21 protein-coding genes and 1 pseudogene are annotated in these 23250 nt (G+C 46.6%); 12 read left to right on the top strand and 10 right to left on the bottom strand.

Translation table 11 applies throughout. The annotated features are described in order from the left end of the window. Window positions 1-12 precede the first annotated feature (12 nt). The gene (locus C557_RS0119725; RefSeq protein WP_154656288.1) at window positions 13-843 is read right to left on the bottom strand and encodes a carbohydrate ABC transporter permease; all 831 of its coding nucleotides are present in this window, start codon (window positions 841-843) and stop codon (window positions 13-15) included. A 201-nt stretch (window positions 844-1044) separates the two neighbouring features. Between C557_RS0119725 and C557_RS0119730 the strand changes: the two genes are divergently transcribed. Both C557_RS0119730 and C557_RS25060 read left to right on the top strand, forming a co-directional pair. Next, a complete protein-coding gene (locus C557_RS0119730) occupies window positions 1045-2751 on the top strand; it encodes a DUF4127 family protein (protein ID WP_018753599.1) in 1707 nt (568 codons plus the stop codon). 378 nt (window positions 2752-3129) lie between these two features. Next, window positions 3130-3363 carry a DUF4127 family protein gene (locus C557_RS25060; protein ID WP_154656289.1) on the top strand — a complete coding sequence of 78 codons (234 nt, stop codon included), beginning with the start codon at window positions 3130-3132 and terminating at the stop codon, window positions 3361-3363. Window positions 3364-3378: 15 nt separating this feature from the next. On the opposite strand, the gene C557_RS0119735 is transcribed toward C557_RS25060, so the two are convergent. The 3 genes from C557_RS0119735 to C557_RS0119745 form a co-directional block, all read right to left on the bottom strand. Continuing rightward, window positions 3379-3957 (bottom strand): WHG domain-containing protein, encoded by a 579-nt coding sequence (locus C557_RS0119735; protein WP_018753600.1) that lies wholly within the window; start codon window positions 3955-3957, stop codon window positions 3379-3381. A 14-nt stretch (window positions 3958-3971) separates the two neighbouring features. After that, window positions 3972-4700, bottom strand: coding sequence for an MBL fold metallo-hydrolase (locus C557_RS0119740; protein WP_018753601.1), 729 nt, complete (start codon window positions 4698-4700; stop codon window positions 3972-3974). A 259-nt stretch (window positions 4701-4959) separates the two neighbouring features. Next, window positions 4960-6063: a PRK06851 family protein gene (locus C557_RS0119745; RefSeq protein WP_018753602.1), complete on the bottom strand. Its 1104-nt coding sequence runs from the start codon at window positions 6061-6063 to the stop codon at window positions 4960-4962. Window positions 6064-6287: 224 nt separating this feature from the next. On the opposite strand from C557_RS0119745, the gene C557_RS0119750 reads away from it, so the two are divergent. Then, window positions 6288-8861 carry a glycosyl hydrolase gene (locus tag C557_RS0119750; RefSeq protein WP_018753603.1) on the top strand — a complete coding sequence of 858 codons (2574 nt, stop codon included), beginning with the start codon at window positions 6288-6290 and terminating at the stop codon, window positions 8859-8861. A 140-nt stretch (window positions 8862-9001) separates the two neighbouring features. Here C557_RS0119750 and C557_RS0119755 read toward each other — a convergent pair whose 3' ends face one another. The 4 genes from C557_RS0119755 to C557_RS0119770 all read right to left on the bottom strand — a co-directional run bounded on the left by C557_RS0119755 (window position 9002) and on the right by C557_RS0119770 (window position 12058). Continuing rightward, on the bottom strand, window positions 9002-9631 hold the full coding sequence (locus tag C557_RS0119755) for an HAD family hydrolase (protein ID WP_018753604.1): 630 nt from the start codon (window positions 9629-9631) through the stop codon (window positions 9002-9004). A 79-nt stretch (window positions 9632-9710) separates the two neighbouring features. Further along, window positions 9711-10661 (bottom strand): LacI family DNA-binding transcriptional regulator, encoded by a 951-nt coding sequence (locus C557_RS0119760; protein WP_018753605.1) that lies wholly within the window; start codon window positions 10659-10661, stop codon window positions 9711-9713. Between the two features lie 16 nt (window positions 10662-10677). After that, window positions 10678-11454: a hypothetical protein gene (locus tag C557_RS0119765; RefSeq protein WP_018753606.1), complete on the bottom strand. Its 777-nt coding sequence runs from the start codon at window positions 11452-11454 to the stop codon at window positions 10678-10680. Between the two features lie 184 nt (window positions 11455-11638). Then, on the bottom strand, window positions 11639-12058 hold the full coding sequence (locus C557_RS0119770) for a GNAT family N-acetyltransferase (RefSeq protein ID WP_018753607.1): 420 nt from the start codon (window positions 12056-12058) through the stop codon (window positions 11639-11641). A 215-nt stretch (window positions 12059-12273) separates the two neighbouring features. Between C557_RS0119770 and C557_RS0119775 the strand changes: the two genes are divergently transcribed. From C557_RS0119775 to C557_RS0119790, 4 genes and pseudogenes are all read left to right on the top strand, one after another. Continuing rightward, complete coding sequence (locus C557_RS0119775) at window positions 12274-12879, top strand: DUF2239 family protein (RefSeq protein ID WP_018753608.1); 606 nt, start codon at window positions 12274-12276, stop codon at window positions 12877-12879. 2 nt (window positions 12880-12881) lie between these two features. Continuing rightward, window positions 12882-13772, top strand: coding sequence for an alpha/beta fold hydrolase (locus tag C557_RS0119780; RefSeq protein ID WP_018753609.1), 891 nt, complete (start codon window positions 12882-12884; stop codon window positions 13770-13772). 224 nt (window positions 13773-13996) lie between these two features. Beyond that, a pseudogene (locus C557_RS23830) lies at window positions 13997-14419 on the top strand (tyrosine-type recombinase/integrase); the annotation flags it as partial. Next, entirely contained in the window at window positions 14412-14792 is a 381-nt protein-coding gene (locus C557_RS0119790; RefSeq protein WP_018753611.1) for a DUF6262 family protein, read from the top strand. The pseudogene C557_RS23830 and the gene C557_RS0119790, both read left to right, overlap by 8 nt. A 235-nt stretch (window positions 14793-15027) precedes the next feature. Here the strand turns inward: C557_RS0119790 and C557_RS25295 are convergent, their stop codons facing one another. After that, a complete protein-coding gene (locus tag C557_RS25295) occupies window positions 15028-15285 on the bottom strand; it encodes a hypothetical protein (protein ID WP_205621638.1) in 258 nt (85 codons plus the stop codon). An 87-nt stretch (window positions 15286-15372) separates the two neighbouring features. On the opposite strand from C557_RS25295, the gene C557_RS0119795 reads away from it, so the two are divergent. From C557_RS0119795 to C557_RS0119815, 5 genes are all read left to right on the top strand, one after another. Beyond that, window positions 15373-16101: a LytR/AlgR family response regulator transcription factor gene (locus C557_RS0119795; protein WP_018753612.1), complete on the top strand. Its 729-nt coding sequence runs from the start codon at window positions 15373-15375 to the stop codon at window positions 16099-16101. A 176-nt stretch (window positions 16102-16277) separates the two neighbouring features. Next, entirely contained in the window at window positions 16278-17423 is a 1146-nt protein-coding gene (locus C557_RS0119800; RefSeq protein WP_205621639.1) for a sensor histidine kinase, read from the top strand. 130 nt (window positions 17424-17553) lie between these two features. Further along, window positions 17554-18351, top strand: coding sequence for an ABC transporter permease (locus tag C557_RS0119805; RefSeq protein ID WP_018753614.1), 798 nt, complete (start codon window positions 17554-17556; stop codon window positions 18349-18351). A gap of 12 nt (window positions 18352-18363) precedes the next feature. Next, window positions 18364-19914: a hypothetical protein gene (locus C557_RS0119810; protein ID WP_018753615.1), complete on the top strand. Its 1551-nt coding sequence runs from the start codon at window positions 18364-18366 to the stop codon at window positions 19912-19914. A 20-nt stretch (window positions 19915-19934) separates the two neighbouring features. Then, window positions 19935-20621: an ATP-binding cassette domain-containing protein gene (locus tag C557_RS0119815; protein ID WP_018753616.1), complete on the top strand. Its 687-nt coding sequence runs from the start codon at window positions 19935-19937 to the stop codon at window positions 20619-20621. A 255-nt stretch (window positions 20622-20876) separates the two neighbouring features. Here the strand turns inward: C557_RS0119815 and glmS are convergent, their stop codons facing one another. Continuing rightward, a complete protein-coding gene (gene glmS, locus C557_RS0119820; protein WP_018753617.1) occupies window positions 20877-22709 on the bottom strand; it encodes a glutamine--fructose-6-phosphate transaminase (isomerizing) in 1833 nt (610 codons plus the stop codon). Window positions 22710-23250 lie beyond the last annotated feature (541 nt).

Raw genomic sequence — 23250 nt, forward strand, 5'->3', positions numbered from 1 at the left:
TCTCCCATCCTCCTATTCTTTGATAGCACCGGCCGTAAGGCCGCTCATTAAATGCTTCTGCATAAACACCGCTGTCAAAATCACCGGCACCATGGATACAATTCCACCGCTCGCTACCTTTCCCCACTCCGTCAGCTCCTGCTCACTATTCAAGGTGGCTAACTTGAGCGGAATGGTGAAATCCCCCGGACTTTGAATAAAAATTACGCTGTACAAATACTCATTCCATGAATCCATGAACGATAGAATGGTCACTGCGGCAATCCCCGGCAACACAAGTGGCAATACCACCTTGTAGAACACCAGAAAATCGGAAGCTCCATCAATTCTGGCACTTTCTTCGATTTCCTCTGGTACGGTATAAAAGAAGGTCACCATAAACCAGATGACAAATGGCAGGTTTACCAGCACATGCGCCAGGATGATCGGAATTTTCGTATTCAGCAGTCCGGCATCATTCATGAGTATGTAAAGCGGGAGCGCAAAGGCGATCGGCGGAAGCACCCGTACCAGCAAAATCCAGATGAGCAGCGTTCGCTTGAACGGAACCCGGAAGGCTTTTCTCCCCAGCACATAGGCGCTCGATAGCCCAAAGGCCAGCACAATGAGCAAGGACACCGCCGTCACTGTAAAGCTGTTGATAAATGGAATAAGGTAATGATCCTCTGCAAAAATGTTGATAAAATGCTCCAAGGTGATGGATTTCGGCCAAAGCGTTACAGCAGTGAATACATCAGCCGACTGCTGCGTCGCCATAACGAGCATCCAATAGATCGGGAACAACGCCCCCGTCAATACCAGAGCCAGCAATCCATATTTGGGCATTGCTCTTAGCCTGTTCAAGTGTTCAAATATTCTCCTTCCCTTTGATGGTCTAGACGTCTATACCTCCACTATATGGGCTGTTTGTTATCGGGATATTAGTGCTGTTTTAAGGCGGGATGAAATAAATTGGGGGAATCAGGTTGTTTTTGTGCAGATGAAAATACCTTGATTAGTGAAGGCCTGCATCATGGCCTACCTTCTTGAAAAGGAAAACCGCACATGAAAAACGTATTGTACATCCCTCTGGATGATCGTCCCGTCAATTTGGATGATGTTGTCAGGCAAGGCTACTCGGCAGGCCTCCATTTGATTACTCCGAGCAGCACGGACCTCCGAAATGGTCTGGACACCGTGGCTATCACCTCGGGCTCCAAAATCCTCGGCACCCGCGAACCGATCTACGGGAATACGGAACACCTTCGGCGGTTCATTCTAAACTTTGCAGCATCGGTGGATGGATTTATTATCTCTACGGATATGCTGGCTTACGGGGGCCTAATTGGCAGTAGACGCCTGCGTGAATGCGATAGCGGTGATTATCCAGACTATGATCGCTCGATAACTCGTCTGCTCGATGTCATTCGCCAGATTAAGCAGCGATACCCATGCAAGCCTGTGTATGTTCTCGATACCATCATGAGACTGGCTACCACGACTTATGTGGAAGGCTTGACTTATGACGCATATGTGGAATCCCGTGAGTTGATGGGGCGGCCGCGCCGCTCATGCACCCGCTTTGACGATATTCTGTCAGACTACAACATTTCAGACACGGGTGAGCCTTACGGAAGCACAACCCATTTTGATAAAGCGGCGTATTACAACACCCGGCGGCATAAGTTCAAAACCAATCATTACATTCTGGACCGGTTAACCCGCCCCGGGTTTATCGATTTTCTTGCTATTGGTGTGGATGATGCCAACACGCAGGGGGTACAAATCAACGAAATCCGCTTCGTGGAACAATTTATTGATCATGCGCTGGATGGATGGGGCGGACAAAATCCGGACCGGGCTGTCATTCTGCCGGATGCGGATGGGCTAGGCCACTCGCTCGTCGCCCGAATGGCGAATCAATTGTATCGAAATGGAAGAAAGCAACGATTCTCGATTCAATATTACGGTCCGGACGGCTCCACAATCATCAACCCGTATGAATACATGAGTGTACATGATAACCTGCTTCGCCACATCGATATGGTCGGTGGCAGGCACGTGGCCGAAGCACCGGACATCGAGATTATCGCCATTACGGGCGCTGATGATGCAAGCAACGCTGTTCATCGAATACAAACCAACGGCGATAACTCGCAGGCCACGCTTGCCATTGATTTTGTGGGACAAGGGGCGGCGAATGCCGCCGTGACTGATGCTCTGCTGGAGCAACCTGTAACCGGGCGGCTTCTGGGCTATAGCGGCTGGAACACTGCGGGTAACAAGATCGGCATCGCCTTGGGCATGGCTCAAGCGAGATATGCCTTCCTCGTTACGGAGACACAAGAATCTGCTTTGGAGAAGGCACTTCAGGCCCACGGGTCCCTATTGTTCAAGCGCTTCTTAAAGGATTACTACTATAAGGCGGTGACGATCGCCGAGATCAGAGCGTATTCCAGAAGCCATGCCCAATACAGCAACATACCTCAGAATTTTGCGGACCAGCATATGCTGCTCTTTAATTCACCGGAGGATTACAGCCATGTACTTACGATGCTGCGAGAGCAGATGCAAGCTCATACTCCGGCTCTGGCGAGCAGGAAGGCCTTTGCCTGGGTCGACAGTACCTCGGCAGCGGCTAACGTGAAGCAAATTCATGGCTCAATCTGGACTCTGGCCGCCTATACGGGCGCAGACTTAGAACTGAATGATCCGAATTTCAAATGGGGCCGGGCGTTTGAGATTACGTTACAGCCGAGCGTGAGGTTCTGAACACTTTTATTTATTTGAATGCCACAGCAAGACGGATCATGAAACTGCCTTTATGCGAATGAAAGAAGACCACAACGAGAAAGGCATGAGGCCAAATACTGGCGCTCATGCCCTTGCTCTGAATAAATATTGGGCACTTCATCGATAAGATATTTTTACCTTTACTAAGCCAAATTACTGCTATTGTTACAATTATCGCTAGCACTCTCATTAAAAGCACTAGAGAACGGAGGTTAACACTTTTGAAGACTATAACCCCTCAAGGGGCTTTATTAAATAGTAACCCATTGTAATGAGGACGATTTGGTGTATGATTTCCATTCTTCCGGCAAGTCCGTATCTGTATAATCATGTCCACTCCTCGGCACCCGCGAATCGATCTATGGGAATACGGAACATCTTCGGCGGTTCATTCTAAACTGTGCGGCATCGGTGGATGGATTTATTATCTCTGTGGATATGCTGGCTTACGGGGGCATAATTGGCAGTAGACGCCTGCGTGAATGCGATAGCGGTGATTATCCGGACTATGATCGCTCGGCAACCTGTCTGCTTGATGTCATTCGCCGGATCAAGCAGCGATCCCCCAGCAAGCCTGTAGGGACATACTGAGCACAGGCCAATGATTTAATTCTTGAGAAATCGGGCATGCAGTCCTGCAAGAAAAGTATCCAGCATTTCCTGAAAGCTCTCCTCCCGATCTACGGGCAAGCCAAATCCACCTCGATGCTCTAGCGAAGCAAAGCCATGCAGGAGACTTCGCAAGGCGCGCGCCATGTGGATCGTATCCGACTCCCCCAGACGATACGAGCGAAGAACCTGGGTGACCAGATCAAGTATTTCCTGTGCCGCCTGCTTGACCTCAGCATCCTCCTGATCGGGCACAAAAAACGTTATCTCGTATAGACCCGGATGAGCTCTTGCAAAGTGGAGATAGGCCTTAGATATCTCCAGAAAGGCCTCATCACCGGAGCGGCCTATAGCTGCCCGCATCATCACAGAGCAAAGCTGCTTCAGACCATAGATCGAAAGCTGGCGCTTTACATCCGGCAAGCCATCCACATGATTATAGAGTGAAGGAGAGCGAATCTCCAGCTTCTGCGCCAGAGCTGCCAATGTTAATTCGTCAATTCCCTGAGCATCTATAATCTCTATCGCAGCGTCTAATATATGAGGTAATTTAATGTTGTTTCTGCTTGCCATCATTCATTCGCTCCTTCTTATTTGGGCTCACGGATCAAGGCCCTCGCCATCTCCGCCTCCTTGATTGCCTGTCTGATTGCATCGGCAGGATTCTCCAGCATAGAACCATGACCTACTGCAAGCAGGGTTGGCTGAAGCTCGCTTATTTTCTTTGCACTTGCAACAGCCTCGCGTTTAGACCAGGTTGCTATGGCCGGGAAAGGGAACCCCAGCCTCATCCTGCCTGCAACAGCAATTCCTCCACGTGTCTGAAAGGCATCTCCGGCAATAAGTATCCGATTGCGAGTATCTAAAAAAGCCATGGAACCCGGCGTATGTCCAGGAACCGCAACCGCTAACAGCGAGCCTACGTGGTCCCCCTCCTGCAAAAGTACATCTGCTCTGGTCTCGACCTTGGTAGGCATACTGCCGCGAATAGGCAAATCAGGCTCCCCTGGTAACAACGACATGTCTCCTCCTAGCAATTTTGCGTCCCGCTCCGAAATATAGACTGGAACGTCAGGCATAGCTTCTATAAGCAAATCCAGCGCGCCGACATGATCCAGATGGGCATGTGTCAACACAATCCGGGCGATTGGCTTACCGAGCTGGCTGGCAGCTTGCAAAATACTCTTGGCGCCAAAGGCCATCCCTGTATCTATTAAAGTTAGCCCATCCTTTTCCTCTACAAAATAACAGTTCATGGGGAAGATACGAGGCAACAACGCCAACTGGGTCACGGTTTTTATGGTTACAATTCTACTCATGAGCCACCTCACTTTCCATTGTTATCAATCACTATAAACTAATTATATTAGTTATATAATTAATTGTAAACATAAAAAACTAATTATATTATATAAATAATTCGTATTGTCCATAAACAAAACAAAAACATGGAATTTCTATACTCGTACATCTGCACAAGTAGAGGGTTCCATGTTTTAGAGTCCTACCATCTGCACCACCACGGCATCGCCACGGCATCGCCACGGTATCACCAAATAGTGCCGAGGCAGCTTTCTCCTATCTTGATAACTCAGCCTCCAGGGCCATCAGTTCCGCACGAATGCCCTCCCTTAGTTCATCCACGATGGCAAAATCCATCGCTGCGACATAAATCTCCTCTAACTGATCACGATGCCGTTTGGCTTCGGCCAGAGAGGAAATTCCCTTCTGCATCTTGGTTTTATATTGTGCTCCCATCTGTGCAATCTCTGCGGCAAAACGCTCGTCAGTACCCGGCGTAACGAATACGCTGTAGGTATCAAGGATTTTATCCCCTGCCCGTTCCGGCTGGTATTCATGGGGGGCCGTGCTGTCAAAAATAGCAAAATCCAGGGCGCGGACAATGACCATATCCAGGCTGTACGGGTCAAAACCGCAGTGATAAACCTCTGTATTGTAGCCCCGCTGCTCTGCTGCTGAGGCCACCTTTTTCAGAATCGTAGATTTTCCGGTACCGGCCCGCCCTTTGAGGAAATAACGCTTGGCCAAGCCTTCCGTTAAATTAGGTACAAAATCAACCGCCCCTGTCGGGGTTGCTGCGCCCAGGAAGCGATGCTTGACTTCGGGCGCACCGGACTGTTTTTTCCCTTCAAAGAGACGATATAACAGTTCCTCCGTCCACTCATTCGCCCTGTCGAAGTCCATTTGTCCAAAGTAAATTTTTTCCCATTGGTCATGAATCCGGAGCGCATCGGCAAAATGGCTATAGGCCGCCTGATATGCATCTGTAACCTGTTGATTCAATCGTTCAATGGGCTCCCGCTGAGCAGCTAGCTGCCGAGAGTGCCATGCACCTCCGAGACTCACATATTCCTCAACCGCCCCTGGCGCTTTAGGCTCGACCACATGCGGTGCCGTACCATCCACAATTCCGGCCCTCAGAGCAGGGATGATTACCGCATCGATGGAATCCCGATCCGACGAGCAATGGATATATTCAATATCGAATCCCTGTTCCGACCATTCCGAGCCGATCGCCTTCATCAAGGAGGATTTCCCCGTTCCGGGGCCACCTTTTAAAATAAATAAACGCCGGAGCCCCTGAAAGTTCGACTCAAACAAGTTATGGAAGCCTCGTGCCGTATTCCCGCCGCCAAAGTATCTTAATATTTTCCCTGCCATGCTTACCCTTCCTTTCCTAAACCTTTGCCTAGACTGCTCTTACCTTACAATATGCGTCAGATTATGCGAAGGTGCCTAGATGGATCGCGGCTGGACAAACCAACGAAACTTTGCATGGATATATTTACAATAATTGGTATACATGCTATGTTGAATATGAAAGCGTATCCATTAATGGATACATGATAAGCTTTCACACTTTACATGGAAAGGAAGGATGAATCATGAATCATTTGCTCCAGAAGACAACCGTAATGGTACTGGCATTGACTTTACTGCTCGGATTGCTGACAGCGCCCGTTCATGCAGACACCCCACTTTTCATCATTGAGGGCGAGGATGCCCAGCTTACCTCCGATCTTCAAGTAGCCACCGAGATCTATGGGCAGCCCAAGCCCGGATACTCCGGCAGCGGATTCGTTTGGATGCAAAATTCCGGTACGATCACTTTCAACGTAACAGTCCCGGAAACCGGCATGTATGCCATATCCACCCGGTACATGCAGGAGCTTAGCGCCGATGGCAGGCTGCAATACTTGGCTGTCAATGGCAAATCCAAGGGTTCGTATATGCTCCCTCACACGACAGAATGGTCAAACTTCGATTTCGGCTACCACAAGCTGACCCAAGGCAGCAACATAATCGAATTGAAGGCTGGCTGGGGCTTCGCTTACTTTGACACCTTCACGGTGGATTTTGCCGACTTGGACCCTCTGGAGGTACAGCCGATTTTGAGCGATCCTCAGGCTACGCCGGAAGCACAGATTCTTATGAATTACTTGACCGAGGTTTATGGCGATCATATCATTTCTGGCCAACAGGAAATTTACGGAGGGGGAAATGACGGCAACCCTGAATTGGAATTCGCTTGGATTTATGATTTAACCGGCAAGTATCCGGCTATTCGCGGCTTCGACTTTATGAACTATAATCCGTTGTACGGATGGGAGGACGGGACCACCGATCGGATGATCGATTGGGTGAACAACCGGGGCGGAATCGCTACAGCCGCTTGGCATATCAATGTGCCGCGCGACTTCACGGCTTATCAGCTTGGAGATTTCATAGATTGGAAGGATGCCACCTATAAGCCGACGGAGACTAATTTTAACACCGCCAACGCGGTGATTCCTGGCACCAAAGAATATCAATATGTGATGATGACGATTGAGGATTTGGCACAGCAGCTTCAAATTTTGCAGGATAATCATGTGCCCGTCATTTTCCGCCCTTATCATGAGGCTGAAGGCAATGGGGGCTTGAATGGAGAGGGAGCATGGTTCTGGTGGGCAACGGCTGGAGCGGAGGTGTACAAGCAACTTTGGGATATCCTCTATACCGAGCTGACAGAGACCTATGACTTACACAACTTGATCTGGACTTATAACAGCTACGTCTATAGCACCTCTCCGGCCTGGTATCCCGGCAATCATCAGGTAGACCTGGTTGGCTATGATAAATACAATACGATCTATAACCGTGATGACGGGTTGTCCGGCGTTCCCAATGAGGATGCGATTACTTCGATCTTCTATCAGCTTGTTGAGCTTACTGAGGGTAAGAAAATGGTAGCCATGACCGAGAACGATACTGTGCCAAGCTTGCAAAATCTGACGGAGGAAAAGGCGGGCTGGCTTTACTTCTGCCCTTGGTACGGCGAATATCTGATGAGCTCGGCCTTTAACTATCCAGCCACTCTGACTACGCTGTATCAAAGCGATTATGTGATCACGCTGGATGAGCTGCCCGATCTCAATCAAGGCAATCCGATTCCAAGCGCTTCCATCGCACCCGAAAGTATCGTGCTGGATCCAGATACGGGCCCTCCAAGCGATCAGGCCATCACCATTCAGTTTAACGGCCACACGTTAACCGCGCTACTGTTAGACGGGATTGCACTAGACAAGGGGCTGGATTATACGTTGAGCGAAAATACGCTTTTGTTGAAAAAGGAGTTTCTAGCACAATTACCGGCAGGCGATCACGCTATTCTCTTTGATTTTAATCAAGGAAAGGATTCTGTATTGCAAATCAGCATTGTCGATTCCACACCTAACGCCGTGATTTCACCCGTGAACACAACCTTTGATCAGGCAGCTGATCTGCAGCAGGACATTGCCCTATCCCTTAGCTTAAACGGCCACCAACTTGCCAGCATAGCTAATGGAAGCCAGGAGCTGGTTGCCGATCAGGATTTTACCGTCTCCAGTTCTTCGATTGTTATCAGCAAATCCTATCTATCCACATTACCGCTGGGACAACATGTGCTTACCTTTCATTTTAGCGGAGGAAATGACGCCACTCTTACTATTAATGTAGTGGATACCAGCGAGCCTGCTTCCCCTGGAGGCTTGATCGTCCAAGCCTTTAATAGCAATACAAACAACTCCGCCAACGGGATATCCCCAAATTTCAGGGTCGTTAATACAAACGATTCGGCGATCCAATTGAGTGATATCACACTCCGGTATTACTATACCATTGATGGAGACAACCAGCAGAGCTTCTGGTGCGACTGGGCCAACATCGGAAGCGCCCATATCACTGGAAAATTTGTGAAGCTAGAGAATGCGAATGCAGGTGCTGATTATGCGTTCGAGCTTGGATTTGCCCCATCTGCCGGAACACTTGATCCCGGTGAAAGTGCGGAAATTCAAATACGCTTCTCGAAGAACAACTGGTCTGATTACGACCAGACCAACGACTACTCCTTCAAAGCCTCTGCCAGCCAGTTTGAGAATCACGAGCAGGTTACGGGATACCTGAATGGGCAGTTAGCGTGGGGCATAGAGCCGTAAGCGAATGAGGCAGAAAAGGGGTTGGAGCAACGGGAGGACTCTCCCTGCTTCAACCCCTTTTTGCGACTATAGCCTGGTTTGAATAAATGTTTTGTTCTATAGACCCTGCCACAGACGATTTATACCATATGCCAAAAATGCTATTGCTGCTTCAATAAGGCCAGAATATCCCGTGGGTATTCAAATTTGTATTGGGCCGGAATCGCTTCAGGCTGTCTGCACCCCCACAGGGCTAACCCAAAATCCACGCCTGCCTCTCTCGCACATTCATAATCATAGGTGGTATCGCCAATGTATATGGATGATTCAGCCTTGGCGCCGGATACTTCCAGAAATTTGAGCAAGGGCTCGGGATGAGGCTTATGCAAATCGGTATCGTCTGCACAGATAGCATAGGTCAAATCATAAACAAGGCCAAACGGGATGAAGTCATCCAGAAACTCCTGATAGGTTTTGGACGTAACTACCCCAGTCACCACCGACTGCTCTTTCAAATCAACAAGCAGCTGCCGAATTCCTTCATAGACATGGATGGTATGCCTATATTCCCGCTGCATGAGTTCATTCCACTTCTTATTAGCCATCTCAATGTAATCCAGACCAAGCTGGCGCAGAGATACCGAAACAGGAATGCCAAGCACAAAAGCCAGGTCTGGCTGGCTCATTTCCACATCGTAATGCTGCTTCAAGAGCTTTTGCAAGGAGCCCAGCACAGCTTGCTCCGTATTGATCAGAGTGCCATCAACATCAAAAATAAATGTGCTATACACGAAGCCTTCCTCCTTTAGCATGATGGGTAATACGCTTCTATTTACATGCTAAAGTATGAAATGCATTTCAAGTCAATAGCTACACCGATGAACGCATGATAATCCGGTAAGGAATTTCGCATTTGGCCTTGGATTTCTCAACCGCAAGCTCAAAGGCTTGCTGTCCAACTCGTACCAGTTGATGATCGACGGTTGACAGGTTCAATGCAACCCCCACAGGCTGATTCTCCTGGCCGATGATGGCCAGTTCCTCTGGAACCCGGAGTCCAGCAGTTCTCGCATACTGATATATGCCTGCCGCAACCTCGTCCCCATTAGCATAAATAGCTGTAGGCTTCATTTGGGTCTGGAGCCATTGCCTGGCCGCATTCGCTCCATCAGCCATGCTGTGGCAATCCGTAATATGGAAGGAGGGCAGCAGATCACCAAACACTCGCTGATACGCTTTTAATATAAGCCTGGTGCTATTGCTTTCTTGTCCTCTGGCAGTAGTAAAGGCAACCCGGGAATGCCCTTTGCTCTTCAATAGTCGAAAAGCATCTACATAAGAGGCGTATCGGTCCATGTAAGCACACGCAATGTCCAGATGATCCGTGAACTCGCAAGCTACCAGTGTGCCATATTTGGCATAAGGGACAATCGTATCCCAAGAATTTGAGCGAGAGGTAATGATGATCCCGTCCAGTTGTTTGTTCTTCAGCATATCCAAATAACTTAGCTCTTTTTCCGGCTGGTAGTTGGTAGGCAGCACCATGACAGAATAATGGTATTCGACCGACCTGTTAAGCACACCATGCAGCATCTGATCGAAGGCCTGATTATTGTTATGTGGCATAATGACGCCAATGGTTCGCGTACTCTGGCGAATCAAATCCACGGCTGAACGATTTGGCGTATAGTCTAGCTCATCTATGGCCAGCTTTACGGCCAGTCGCTTCTCTTCGGATACATATGGGTTGCCATTCAGCACTCTTGAGACGGTGGATACCGATACTCCCGCGCGCCTTGCAACATCATGTATATTAGCCATAGCCAGCTTCTCCTGTTTAAGCTTTCATTTTGTTCTTATTGTGTCTATAAATAAGGAATATCCCAAATGACAGTAATACGGCTGCAATGACAATATAGCTCTCAGTTGAGGCTATTCTTGACGACTGATGATCCAGATTTTTAGCATTCATCATAACAATTGGCGAACCCCCGCCTGAATCGGAGGGTACATTTTCCCGACTCGCGGCAATTTCCTGAATCAAAGCGGTTAGCTTTTCTAATGGATACACTTCACCAACTTCAAAACCTTCCAAGTAGTATCCTTTTCTGATTGGTGTAACCATATAGCCTTCGTCTGTTTTAGAGGCAAGAGCATAAGTGGTATATTGACGATCATAGAACACGAAGCTATCCTCTGTATAGCCAAGCAAGTCAATAGCTTTATTAATCCCTTCCTCAAATTGAAGATCGTCAGATATATCCGAGAGACTAACATCGTTGTCTAAAGCAGATGTCATGCCCACCCCAATATTTTGTTCTCCTTTATTTATTGGAAAAATATATCCGGCAAATTCGGCAAAATCATTTGGATCTTTTGTGTCATAGGTATCAACTGCATTGATTATGTAATAGGGGTAACCCTCACTAAGAGCTAGTGTTTCGCTTTCGTTAAGTGTCTGCACCTGGAAATTTCCGTCTGCCAAAATAACGGGGGCTTTATCCAACAGACTTTTCTCAGCAGCTTCTTGTATTTCAGCAGGAACTTGTTGCGCCATCACCGATAAAGGAAACAAAGTAAATCCCAACACCACCGAAAGCAATAACTTTTTCATTCTGCTTTCTCCCTTCATTAACTCACATATAAATTTGGATTCATATTCTTGCCGTAATAATAATGTACAAGCCATTTTTTTACTATGAAAAATTCGACATCTAACGGGGGGTTCCTACTTTTCTCCTCTTATTATCCCAAAATAATAAGTGATACCATTAGAAGAGTATTTTGTTCATCATGATTCATTCATAAACAAGAACCCAATATCTCGCCCCAGGCTCTCCTTCTTCCACCACGGCTTTCCAGCCCAACTTCTTATAAAAGCTGAGCGCTTTATGATTCTCGGAGACACATTTTAAGGTAACTGGCGTTCCCAGTTCAGCCACAGCGCGTTTGAGTAGCCGTTTGCCAACACCTTTGCCCACAGCAGTCGGATGTACAAACAGATTATGAATAAAGCGGTCAGGTACATACAATGAGGCGAATCCGAGAACTTGGGCACTCTCCTCGGCCAGAAGAATTTGTTCTTCCGATGTATCCTGGTCAAAATCATCAAGCGTCATCTCATCAACGTTGGCCCAATGAAAACTCTCACGACGCGAGTCCAGATAAATTTGTCTCAATTGCGGGTAGTCTTTCAAACTTGCTTCTCTGATTATCATCAGATCAATCCCCCTTTTCTATATGCAAAAGTTAGCTTTAACCTATTAACGTCTCTATGACTGTATATGTTTAACTCATTCAAACTACATCTGATTAAAATATCATAATCACCATATGATTCAGAGTCAATTCGCCAAAGGCAGATTTTATCCGGGTAATATTGATCTTTCACTTTTACCCGGGTATAATTAAGACGCGCAGAAAGGAGGTCAGTATGAGCAATGACTTAAAACGTTCTTGCACGGCATTTTTGGGTGTGCGAGTCGTCTCCAGTGGTTCATTACAGCACGTTGTTACTACAGTGAAGGAGGCTCTGGATGACAGAGATCTCACACAGCTGCTTATATTTGACGATTCCACGGGGAAGCCAATAGATGTTGATTTTCGCGGGAAGACAGATGATGTAATTAAACGATTAGGAGAACTGTTTGGTGACTCATCCGGTATAGAAGTGAATCACCAGACTACACGGCGGGTCGGTCGACCCAAGCTGGGTGTTGTATCCGGTGAGGTTACGTTATTGCCTCGACATTGGGAATGGCTCAAGAGTCAACCTGGAGGGGCATCGGTAACATTGCGAAAACTCATTAATGAAGCTAGCCGTGCCGGAGATCAGCAAAGCACAGTCCGCGAGTCACAAGAAGCAACACATAATTTTATGACAGCTATGGCCGGGGACTTCAATCAATACGAAGAAGCCTTGCGGGCGCTGTATGCCGGTGATTCGGAGCGTTTTTACCACTTAATCGATGCCTGGGCGCCTGATATCAGAAACCATGTCAAGAGATTAGCCGCCCATGCATTCGGAAGGAGAACATGACCATGAACATTCTAAAGGTTAACGGTGTGAAGTTGGCCTATGATAGCTTCGGCAGCGAAAGTGACGAGGCTATTATCCTAATCGCCGGGCTTGGAACCCAAATGCTTCGCTGGACGGTTCCGTTTTGTGAACTATTGGCAGCGCGGGGTTTTCGAGTGATCCGCTTTGACAATCGCGACGCAGGTTGCTCAACACACTTCAGCCATTATCGGACACTGGATTTTGATGCATTAGCGACTTCTCTCATGTCGGGACAGCGACCGGACATCCCTTATACTCTCGATGACATGGCAGGCGATGCTATCGGGCTGCTCGACGTCCTTTCCATTGACCAAGCCCATTTCGTTGGCAGATCAATGGGCGGAATGATCGCCCAGATTGCAGCTAGCGAGTACCCTGAACGGGTTTTATCACTCACCTCCATGATGTCCAGTTCCGGTAATCCCACCCTTCCGCAAGCTTCCCCGGATGTTATGGGGATGATGACTAAATCGGCACCGAACCCGTTTGAGGATGAAGCAGGATTTTTAGCGCACAGCCTCTCTTTTGCCAAACGCATCACCGGTACTGGCTATCCGTTTGAAGAAGACGCTTATCGGGCACTCATTCTGGAGGAAGTCCAGCGAGCCTACGATCCAGGCAGTGTCGGGCGACAAATTGCTGCGATCGCTGTCTCCGGTGACCGCCGTCCGCGACTGGCGACCCTAAAAGTACCAGCACTTGTCATTCATGGGATGGACGATCCCCTGTTCGTCCCGGCATGTGGTGAGGACACGGCTTCCTCCATCCCGGGCGCCGAGCTAATGTTGGTTGACGGTATGGGACACGACCTGCCGCACCAGTTGTTCAAAGTAACCGCTGATCGCATAGAGCGAACGGCCCATCGCAATTGACGCGCGTTTCCTCAATAACAACCAGCCGGAGTACGCAGTGCCCGATGTAACGAGCAGGCCCAGGGAGCAGGGCTGATCAGTTTGCACCCTTGGGGGTGGAGGAAAGAAGACATGCGAAACGAGATTATTCCTTATGTTTCTAATGATCACGATAAATTAGTGAATATTGGGTACCGTGCAGTTTGTCGCACACACACTTTTTTGACAGAAGCAGACATTCAGTTTTAAACGGTGATGTGCAAGAAATTAAAGCTGGAGAAGACATTCCTGAGGAGATTCTTCAAGCGTTATGGCAAGACCATAAACTAAATGCGATGGATAATCCTTACGGGACATGCCATGCTCGCTTAAAAGGAGACTGTCCTCATATGGAAGCACCACCTTGCCTAACATGCAACGGAGGAAGCCCATGTAAGGACTTAGCCATCGGCTTCTCTGAGCTAGATGCTCAGAAGTATGAGCTGCACATCAAGACCACATCCAAGGCGATCGAGGTAGCAAAGCAATACGGTCGTGATGATATGGCGGAAAAGCATGAGAAAAACTTGCAGCGCTATCAAGGTATTTTAAATAACATTCAAGCGGGAAACATCATCTTTGGCAGACAAGACCGCATAAAAAGAAAGGCGCGTGCTTTAAATGGCTAATTACGACCGCGCGGCCCATCTCAAAAACATTCATTCCCAGCGGAAGGCAACTACCGCGGAGAAAGTAGATCTGGCGATTAAACGCCTTTTACGAGCTGGTGGGAGCATCAATTTCAACAGCGTGTCCAAAGAGTCTGGTGTCTCGAAGGCGAGCCTATACAATCATAAAGACATTCGGCAGCAGATCGACTCCTTGCGCCAACAGCAATCCAAAGCTCCCACTCCAATGCATTTAAAACGTGAGATGAGTGATGGAAGCAAGGATGCTATCATCGAAACATTAAAACGCAAAATCAAGACGCTGGAAAGCGAAAACAAAGATTTGCGTGAGCAGATGAAAAAGGCTTATGCACAGGTTTACAGCAAATTTTAACGCATCCATTGAGCTACCCCGAAAATTACTCTTAGCTGAGACTTATAAAGCAACACGAAACTAAGCCCAGCCTTAATGGTTATTAAAAACTGCGCTTCTTAGGAATCTATTGGACATTAGGATAGTTAAGAGGCCTCCGAAGTAGATAAAGCGACCTGAAAATCAAGATTCTCGAGCCTTCGAACAGCTTGTTTTACGATCGCTTCTTGCAGTCGCGGTTCGAAGTAGTGGCTGCCTAAATCTTTAGACTTCTTTTCTTGTCAGCAAGTAGTAAACAATGGTCATGATGGAGTGGGCGACCGCTACCCATAACAATAACGTTGGTAATTTGATCAACAATTTCAATAACCCATTCATTAACTGTTCTAAGTAAATTTGACGAAAATGCGGTTAAAGTTATATCAGGGGAAACAAAAACCGTTTTTATAGTATTTGATTGTATGTAACCTAACAATCGACCACTAGTAAGAATGGATTGCTGATGACTTAACACTTTTATCTCTTCCCTGTTTCACTATTAGGTTTGATTGAACCGTAAATAATGGGGTTAGCAATCCCTATAGGAAGGAAGTTTTCTCTCTTGAACATTCTCATCGTGGAAGATGACCCTCACATTACCAAGCTACTTCTCTCTTGTGTCCGGGAAGTTGATCATTCTATCCGGACGATAACTGCAGTACGGTCAGCAGAAGCTTTGAGCATCGCCAGCGAGGAAGAGATTGATCTGTTCATCCTGGACATTCAATTAACAGACTATAAAGGAACCAGACTGGCTCTTCAGTTGCGGTCCATGGACAAATATATCTACACGCCCATTATCTTTGCAACTGCGCTGGCCAACGAGGAGCTTGCAGCTTACCGCGATATTAAATGTTACAATTATCTCATCAAGCCGTTTACGAAAGATGAGGTTATCAGCGTGCTACGAGATACCATTCGGTATAGTCAGCACCTTGCTCATGATCAGAAGAAAAAAACGCTTCGCATTGAGCAAAAAAGCCATATTTTTGAATATGAACTGAACCGGATTGTATATGTAGAATCTTTCGGCAAAACATTGGAACTGCATTTGAGAACGGGCGAAGGCCAGATAAGGTCTGACCGAATTTCAGGACTATCACTCCGGAAGATGTACGATCTGTTGGATGACAGTTCATTTGTTCAATGCCACAAAAGCTATATCATCAACACATCATATCTGATGAAAATCGACAAATCTGAAGGGTTTGTGGAATTGACAGGCGTAACTCACCGAATTCCCATAGGTAGTAAATATAAAGACTACCTGTTAAATAGAGGTGGCGGATGATTTATTTTCAGATTTTACTCGACTCGTTCATTATGCTTTTTCTCTGTTATGCGCTGGCAGGTCATTCAATACGGATGGAGAAAGGCGTCATCCAATGGTTTTTAGGGATACATGGATTGTGTCTTTTTCTTCGAATCCGCTTTTCAAGCAAGCCCATTTTTTTTGCAGCGTTTGAAATGAACAATTATGATTTGCTGCCTGTAAATAACCTTGTTACGCTGCTTTTGTTATTGTGCTGCGTCCTCATGTTGAACAGTGTACTGATCCGTCCTCTATCCAATATGAAGGTCGTTGTCGTTACACTACTGAGTTTTCTTTTCTGGGTTCTACTGCGTACCTTCAGTATATCTGCAGCTGGGCTGATTTTAGGTAGTAGCGAGGCATTATTTCCTTACTTCCATCGAATCTTTACCTTAATGCTCGCCGTGGTATTATACTATGTACTCATTGTACGACGAGCCAACGGGTTTCTTGCTGATTTTAGTGGAGTATTTACGAAAATTATGCTGATCCAGTCTTCTCTTGCCGTGCTCGCGATTATCGTCTATTCCAACTTTGAGACCTCTTTTGTATTAGAGAATTTGCTGTTTATTCTCATCGTCTTCTCGTTTGTGCTCAGCATGAACTTCTGGATCATTTACGAACACAATAAAAGGTTCCGTCAGGAAAAACGATTTTCTGCTATGGAACAATATCTTCCCGTTATTGACGAGCTGGTATCCGAGGTTCGGGCAAGACAGCATGAATTTCATAATAAACTGCTTGCGATTCACAGTATCGTTGAAACCTCAGTTAGCCTTCAGGAGGTACAATCCCAAATTAAGGCGTACACCAAGGATGTTATTATGCAAAGTAGTGTTCGTGAAATCCTACAGATTGACAGCAAAGTAATCGGAGGCTTTCTGTATACGAAGATGAAAATGGCCGAAGCGAAGAAAATGACACTGTCCACCCGCATCCACGCTTATCTTAAACCAATGGTCACAGAGGAACATGTGCTGGTCGAAATTATTGGTGTGCTGGTAGATAATGCGATAGAAGCTTCATTCCCTGGAGATGAGATTATCTTTACCGTGCAGCGATCCGAGAATGAACCATTGACCGAGATTAGCGTGATGAATCCTTATTCCCACCGATCAAGCACCGAGTTTATACAGATGTTTACCAGAGGATACACGACCAAGAATAGAACTAACGGAGCGAGAGGATACGGATTGCATAATGTAAAGCAAATTGTAACACAGCAAAAAGGAAAAGTGATTACACGCAACACTGAGCTTTATGGGATTCCTTACATCTCCGTTGGCGTGCAAATTCCATAATTATGCCTGCATAAAACAAGGGTTTTACGGGAACGATATAATATTCATTCCCGTAAAACCCTTGTTTGTTCCCAGTCTATTGTACCTTATGAATGGGAAGTCTAAAGTATTTAAACAAGGAGGTTGTCTGATGAAAAACTTACTCTTACTCGAATGGCAAAAACTACGATGGCCAGTAATGGCGACGCTCATATTTCTGTCTTTGACCGTTTCGGTTCTGACGTCGACACTGTACAAAAGTTATTCTCTCGAACACGATTTGGAAGCTTGGGAGATCGGCATTAATTTTATTGTACTTCTATTCCCTCTGATCTCTGTCATACCGGTATGCTGGCTGATGTATTTCGAGAGAAAGGACCAGTTTCTGATGTACACAGTGCCGCGGGTTAGTAAAAGCCGTTATTTAGCGTCCAAATGGATCGTTGTTGTATCCAGTTCGTTTTTGATCATGTTCGTTTCCATGGCAATTGGCGTTATCACTGCCCTATATATTAAACCCGATATTATTCCGGTTTATAGCTTGGTTGATAACGCCACAGGGAAGACAATACCACGTCTTGAACTTCAACATTTTATGGGGTCCCTGTTCGTTCATCATCCGTTGGTCTATGGCTTATTGTTAAGCTTCTGGCAAGGTATACTGGCAGCCATTATCGCTACCTTTGGATTTATTCTATCCCTTTATATAAATAATATTTTCGTTATTCTGACAGGACCGTTTATTTATGCGATGTTGGAAAATTTCATTCTCAGTATGCTGGGTTTTGAAGGTTACCGTCTCTATATAAGCTTTAATCCTGAAAGTTTCAATGCAGAGAAGTTTGGCTACTTCCCACTGCTTGTCGGCCCGTTACTGGCCCTGTTGTTTACCGCTTTGATTGCATATTTCTATAGTAAAGTCAAAAGAAGTACGGTCTATCCGTCCTAGGAGGGAAACCGTATGAGAGCGATTTTTGCACGAGATATCGGTCGTTTTTTAACAATAAAACTGCTATTCTTGGCTCTGGGATGTGCCCTCTATAGTTTGGCTGAGAGGAAAGGGTTCTCCCTGTCTTATAGTAACTTTGTACTTTCCGTGATTTCGGATCACTATTATTTGACCTTTTTTATGGTTCCAGTGTTTCTTTATACACTGTATAACCATCTTGAAGATGATATGGATTATGTGCTCATTCGATCAAGCAACTTTCCCCGATATTTCGCGGTAAAAGCGGCAGCTATGACGGTGAACATGTCCATTTTCGTTATCATCCAGCTCGCTGTAATTCTCATCGTCGGAATTGGATTAACCGAGGGTTCGACATTTCCACTCCCTGATCCGGACAATCCCAAGTATGACGTTCTCGTACTCTTCGGCGAGTATTTTCAGTACTCTTGGCAAGCTACCGTTGTTTCCGCACTTTATATGATCCTTGGACTTAGTGTGCTGTCCATCTTTTTTATGACTCTGCATCATTTTTTTGAAAAAAGAATAGTTTCAATTATCACGATTACACTTTACTTTCTCATGGTCTATGGCATGAAGTCCAAAATACCGGAGCTTACCCGGATTCCGTTCATCTTTATCAATAATTACATTATTTTCATGTATAATCTGACCTATCCCTATGCTTTGCAGGTCAGCTTCGCCTCTCTGGCGCTCATAATGGCTGCTATTGTGTTTTTTATCTACAAATACTGGAACAAACGGCCCAGTTGGCAATGGCGTTTCTCGCCAAGAGGAATCGCGCCCTATTACTTATCCCGGCTTTATTCTCCCGGTAACGTGATGGTGCTTCTCGTATTTGTCGCCGTGCTCTGTCTGTGGAAGCTGCTTCAGATCCGATCTTTTCCGGACAGCACATTGGAGGATTACCTCCTCTATACCTTCTGGGGACATGGGCACGGATACTTTCAGTTTACGGATTTTATTGTAATGATATTGATGAATACGATACCCATCTATCTCCTGTCCGTATTTCTTGAGAATGAGAAAAAAGATCATAGCATCCTGTTCACAATCCGGCTGCGTTCGAAGAGGCACTGGGCAATTTCTATCGTCCGTATCAGCTTCATGTTCCTGCTTAGCTACACTCTTCTGCTGACGGCGGGAAGTCTCCTCTTTGCTGTATTTGCCGGCCTGCCTACGGGCGGAATTACCATTATTCCCGGTGTGCAGCAGAGTGCTTTAGAGATATTTGTCTATATCAGCAGTCTAAAGCTGCTTGATCTGCTTTTTCAGTTTATGTTCCTGCTTGTTGCATTTCTGTTTACCAGGCAGGTAACCGCAGGTTTTGTCGGTATTTTACTGATGTATTCTCTCTACTTATTACCTTTCCTCTGGACAAAATACATCCCCTTTGGCATGTCCAGCTTTGCACAAAATGATCGATATATTGTTGAGTCTGGCCAAGGGCTTACTGAAAGTTTTATTTCATTACTACTTGCGGGATTAATAGTTGTCTTGACGGTCTACGTACTGTTGGCGGGATATAAAAAACGATTCAAATAATAACGATGAAGAGGTGAGCCATGGTGAGTGAAATCAAAGTGGAAGGTGTATCTAAAGCCTTTAACGGCATGAGCGTTTTATCCAACATCAATCTGGAAATCGCAAAAGGGTCAACAGTGGGGATTGTTGGAGCAAACGGTAGCGGAAAATCGGTCCTGTTCAAAATTATTTGCGGATTTACTGCACCGGATCACGGCCGCGTATACGTAAGGAATAAACAGCTGGGAAAAGACTTGGATTTCCCTGAAGAAGTAGGCGTATTTATCAACTCACCAGGTTATATTAGCATCTATAGCGGGTTCAAAAACCTAAAGTTCCTTGCTGACATTAAACGCAAAATCGGCAATACCGAAATTAAACAAGCGATGCAAACCGTAGGCCTCAACCCTGATCTTAAAACAAAAGTAGCTAATTATTCTCTCGGAATGAAGCAAAAACTTGGCATTGCACAAGCCATTATGGAAGGTCAGGATATTCTTGTTCTGGACGAGCCTTTTAATGCGCTGGACTATCAGACGTATAACGATATGAAGGAAATTATTCTCCGGCTTAAAGAAGAAAACAAAACAATTTTGCTCACAAGCCATAACTATGAGGATTTGGAGTCGCTATGCGATACCGTGTATATCATTCAAGGCGGGCATATGGAATTGTTGACCGGGGAGTTGAGAGAGAAATATTTCAGAAGAGGTTTATCCCATACTTAAATTTCGTAAACATTAACTTCAGCGCCGAAGCACCCTGAGACAAAATGGCCGAGAACCTTGATAATTACTCAAACCGCACATACATGTATTGAGCTATCGGAGACGATAGCTAACAATAAGGGGTTATCACATATTAGACATGGCTATTATGTGATAACCCCTTATTTAATAATAGTTTTTTAATTCAAGTCTTGATAATTTTCAGTCTAATACTTTATTTTCTTTTAACAACAATATTCTTGATGTCGGCTCTCCCTACTCCACCGTCACACTCTTCGCCAAATTCCGTGGCTTATCAACATCGTTGCCACGGGCCAGAGAAGCGTAGTAGGCGAGCAACTGCAGTGGGACGACGGAAATGGCCGGCGTCAGCATTGGCAGAGTCTTCGGAATGGCGAACGCCTGATCCACCGATTTTAGCAGGCCGGGAACATGTTCCTCATGGGTGAAGGCCATCACATCCCCGCCACGGGCCTTCACTTCCTTGATATTGCTGACAGTCTTCTCCAGCACGCTATCCTGTGTTGCCAAGGCGATGACCGGCACGCCTTCCTCGATCAAAGCCAACGTACCGTGCTTCAGCTCTCCGGCCGCATAGGCTTCGGAATGAATATAGGAGATTTCCTTCAGCTTAAGCGAGCCCTCTTGTACGACCGCATAGTCGATGCCCCGACCGATAAAGAACAAATGCTCATGCTTGGCGATTTGCTCTGCATACGCCTTGATGGTATCAGACTGAGCGAGTACGCTCTCCACCTGTTCTGGCAGAGCATGCATGGCAGCAAGAACATGCGCCACTTCGTCTCCGGATTGCGTGCCACGTACCTGGCTCATGTAGAGCCCCAGCAGATAGAAAGCAATCAACTGCGACGTATATGCCTTCGTAGAAGCCACGGCAATCTCCGGGCCGGCCAGCGTGGCAATCACATCGTCTGCATCGCGGGCAATCGAGCTGCCTACCATATTGGTAATGGCCAGCACATGCGCTCCATTGGCTTGCGCTTCGCGCAAGGCTGCCAGCGTGTCAGCCGTCTCCCCGGACTGGCTAACTACAATAACCAGGGTATCCGGAGTAATGAGCGGCGAACGGTAACGATACTCCGAAGCTACATCATACATGACTGGAATGCGGACCATCTGTTCGATGGCGGTTCCACCCACCAGCCCAGCGTTATAAGCCGTACCACAAGCAACGACATGAATGCTCGTTATGCTGCGAATTTTCTCGTCGGACAATTTTAATCCAGGCAGTACTACCTTACGCCCACTTTCGTCGATGCGGCCAAGCATAGTGTCCCGGTAAGCACGCGGCTGTTCATGGATTTCCTTAAGCATGAAATGATCATATCCGCCTTTTTCTGCCGTCACGGCATCCCAATCGACACGAATCATTTCCCGAGAAATAAAATTCCCCTCAAGGGTCATCAATTCGACACTATCCTTTGTCAAAACGGCCATCTCACCGTCGTTCAAAATGTACACGTCACGAGTGTAATTAAGCAATGCGGGAATATCGGAGCCGATAAAGTTCTCCCCATCGCCAAGGCCGATAATTAACGGGCTGGCTTGACGGACGGCAACCAGCTTCTCAGGCTCGTATTCGGTCAATACCCCAAGCGCAAAAGCGCCACGCATATGACGAATCGCTTGTTGTACAGCCTTTACGATATCTCCCTGGTATTCGCGAGCCACCAAATGGGAAATAACCTCCGTATCTGTCTCCGATACAAAAATATACCCTTGCTCAATCAGCTCTTCTTTCAGATCCAGATAGTTTTCGACGATCCCGTTGTGAACCACCGAGAACTTCTGCGTATGATCGGTATGCGGATGAGAATTGACATCAGACGGCTTGCCATGGGTTGCCCAACGGGTATGACCGATCCCGGCCGATCCGGCAAGTGGTGCATTCTCCAGCTTCGTCTCCAAATTAGCCAACCGGCCTTTTGCTTTGGCAATCTTCAGTCCCTCGGACGTGAACACCGCAATGCCAGCCGAATCGTACCCACGATACTCCAGCTTCTTAAGTCCTTCGATCAATACCGACTGCGTATCCCGATTCCCAATATATCCAACAATACCACACATAATTATATTTTCCTCCGTTTCGTTCTTACAAGATGGTTATTAACCGTAAGAAGCGAACGCGAAAGAAACCTCGCGCGATATACCGAAACAAGAACATATTTAATTGTCAAAAAGCAACTGCTTTTTATGAGTTCAGTCAAATCTCTCACGACAAATCATGATGCTTCGTCTACCGCAGAGTTTTCCCCCGCGTCCGTCTGCTTACGCGACACTCATCAAATTCATGAATGAATATCGTATTCCATCTGTCCGCATGGTTTGTGGGAACGGTCGCCCATTCCTTTTGCCCACACAGTTACGGTGTGATGTGACACCGGGAGGCCCCCGCCGAACATTTCGAACACCTCCACCTCGTCAGCTTCCAAGCTGCCGCCACCTTCCTCTGAAGCGTCTTATAAGGTCCAACAGTCTCATCCCTCGCAAGCTGGCCTACAGCCCTTGCCATGAGAATGAGTGAAATCCCTTATTCGCAAAAATAAATCTCCAGATTCATGTGCGCGCACGCTGAAGCTCTGGCGCTTAACTTTCCAATAACCTCACG

Origin of the sequence: Paenibacillus sanguinis 2301083 = DSM 16941, from assembly GCF_000374825.1 — a bacterium.
GTDB lineage: Bacteria > Bacillota > Bacilli > Paenibacillales > Paenibacillaceae > Fontibacillus > Fontibacillus sanguinis.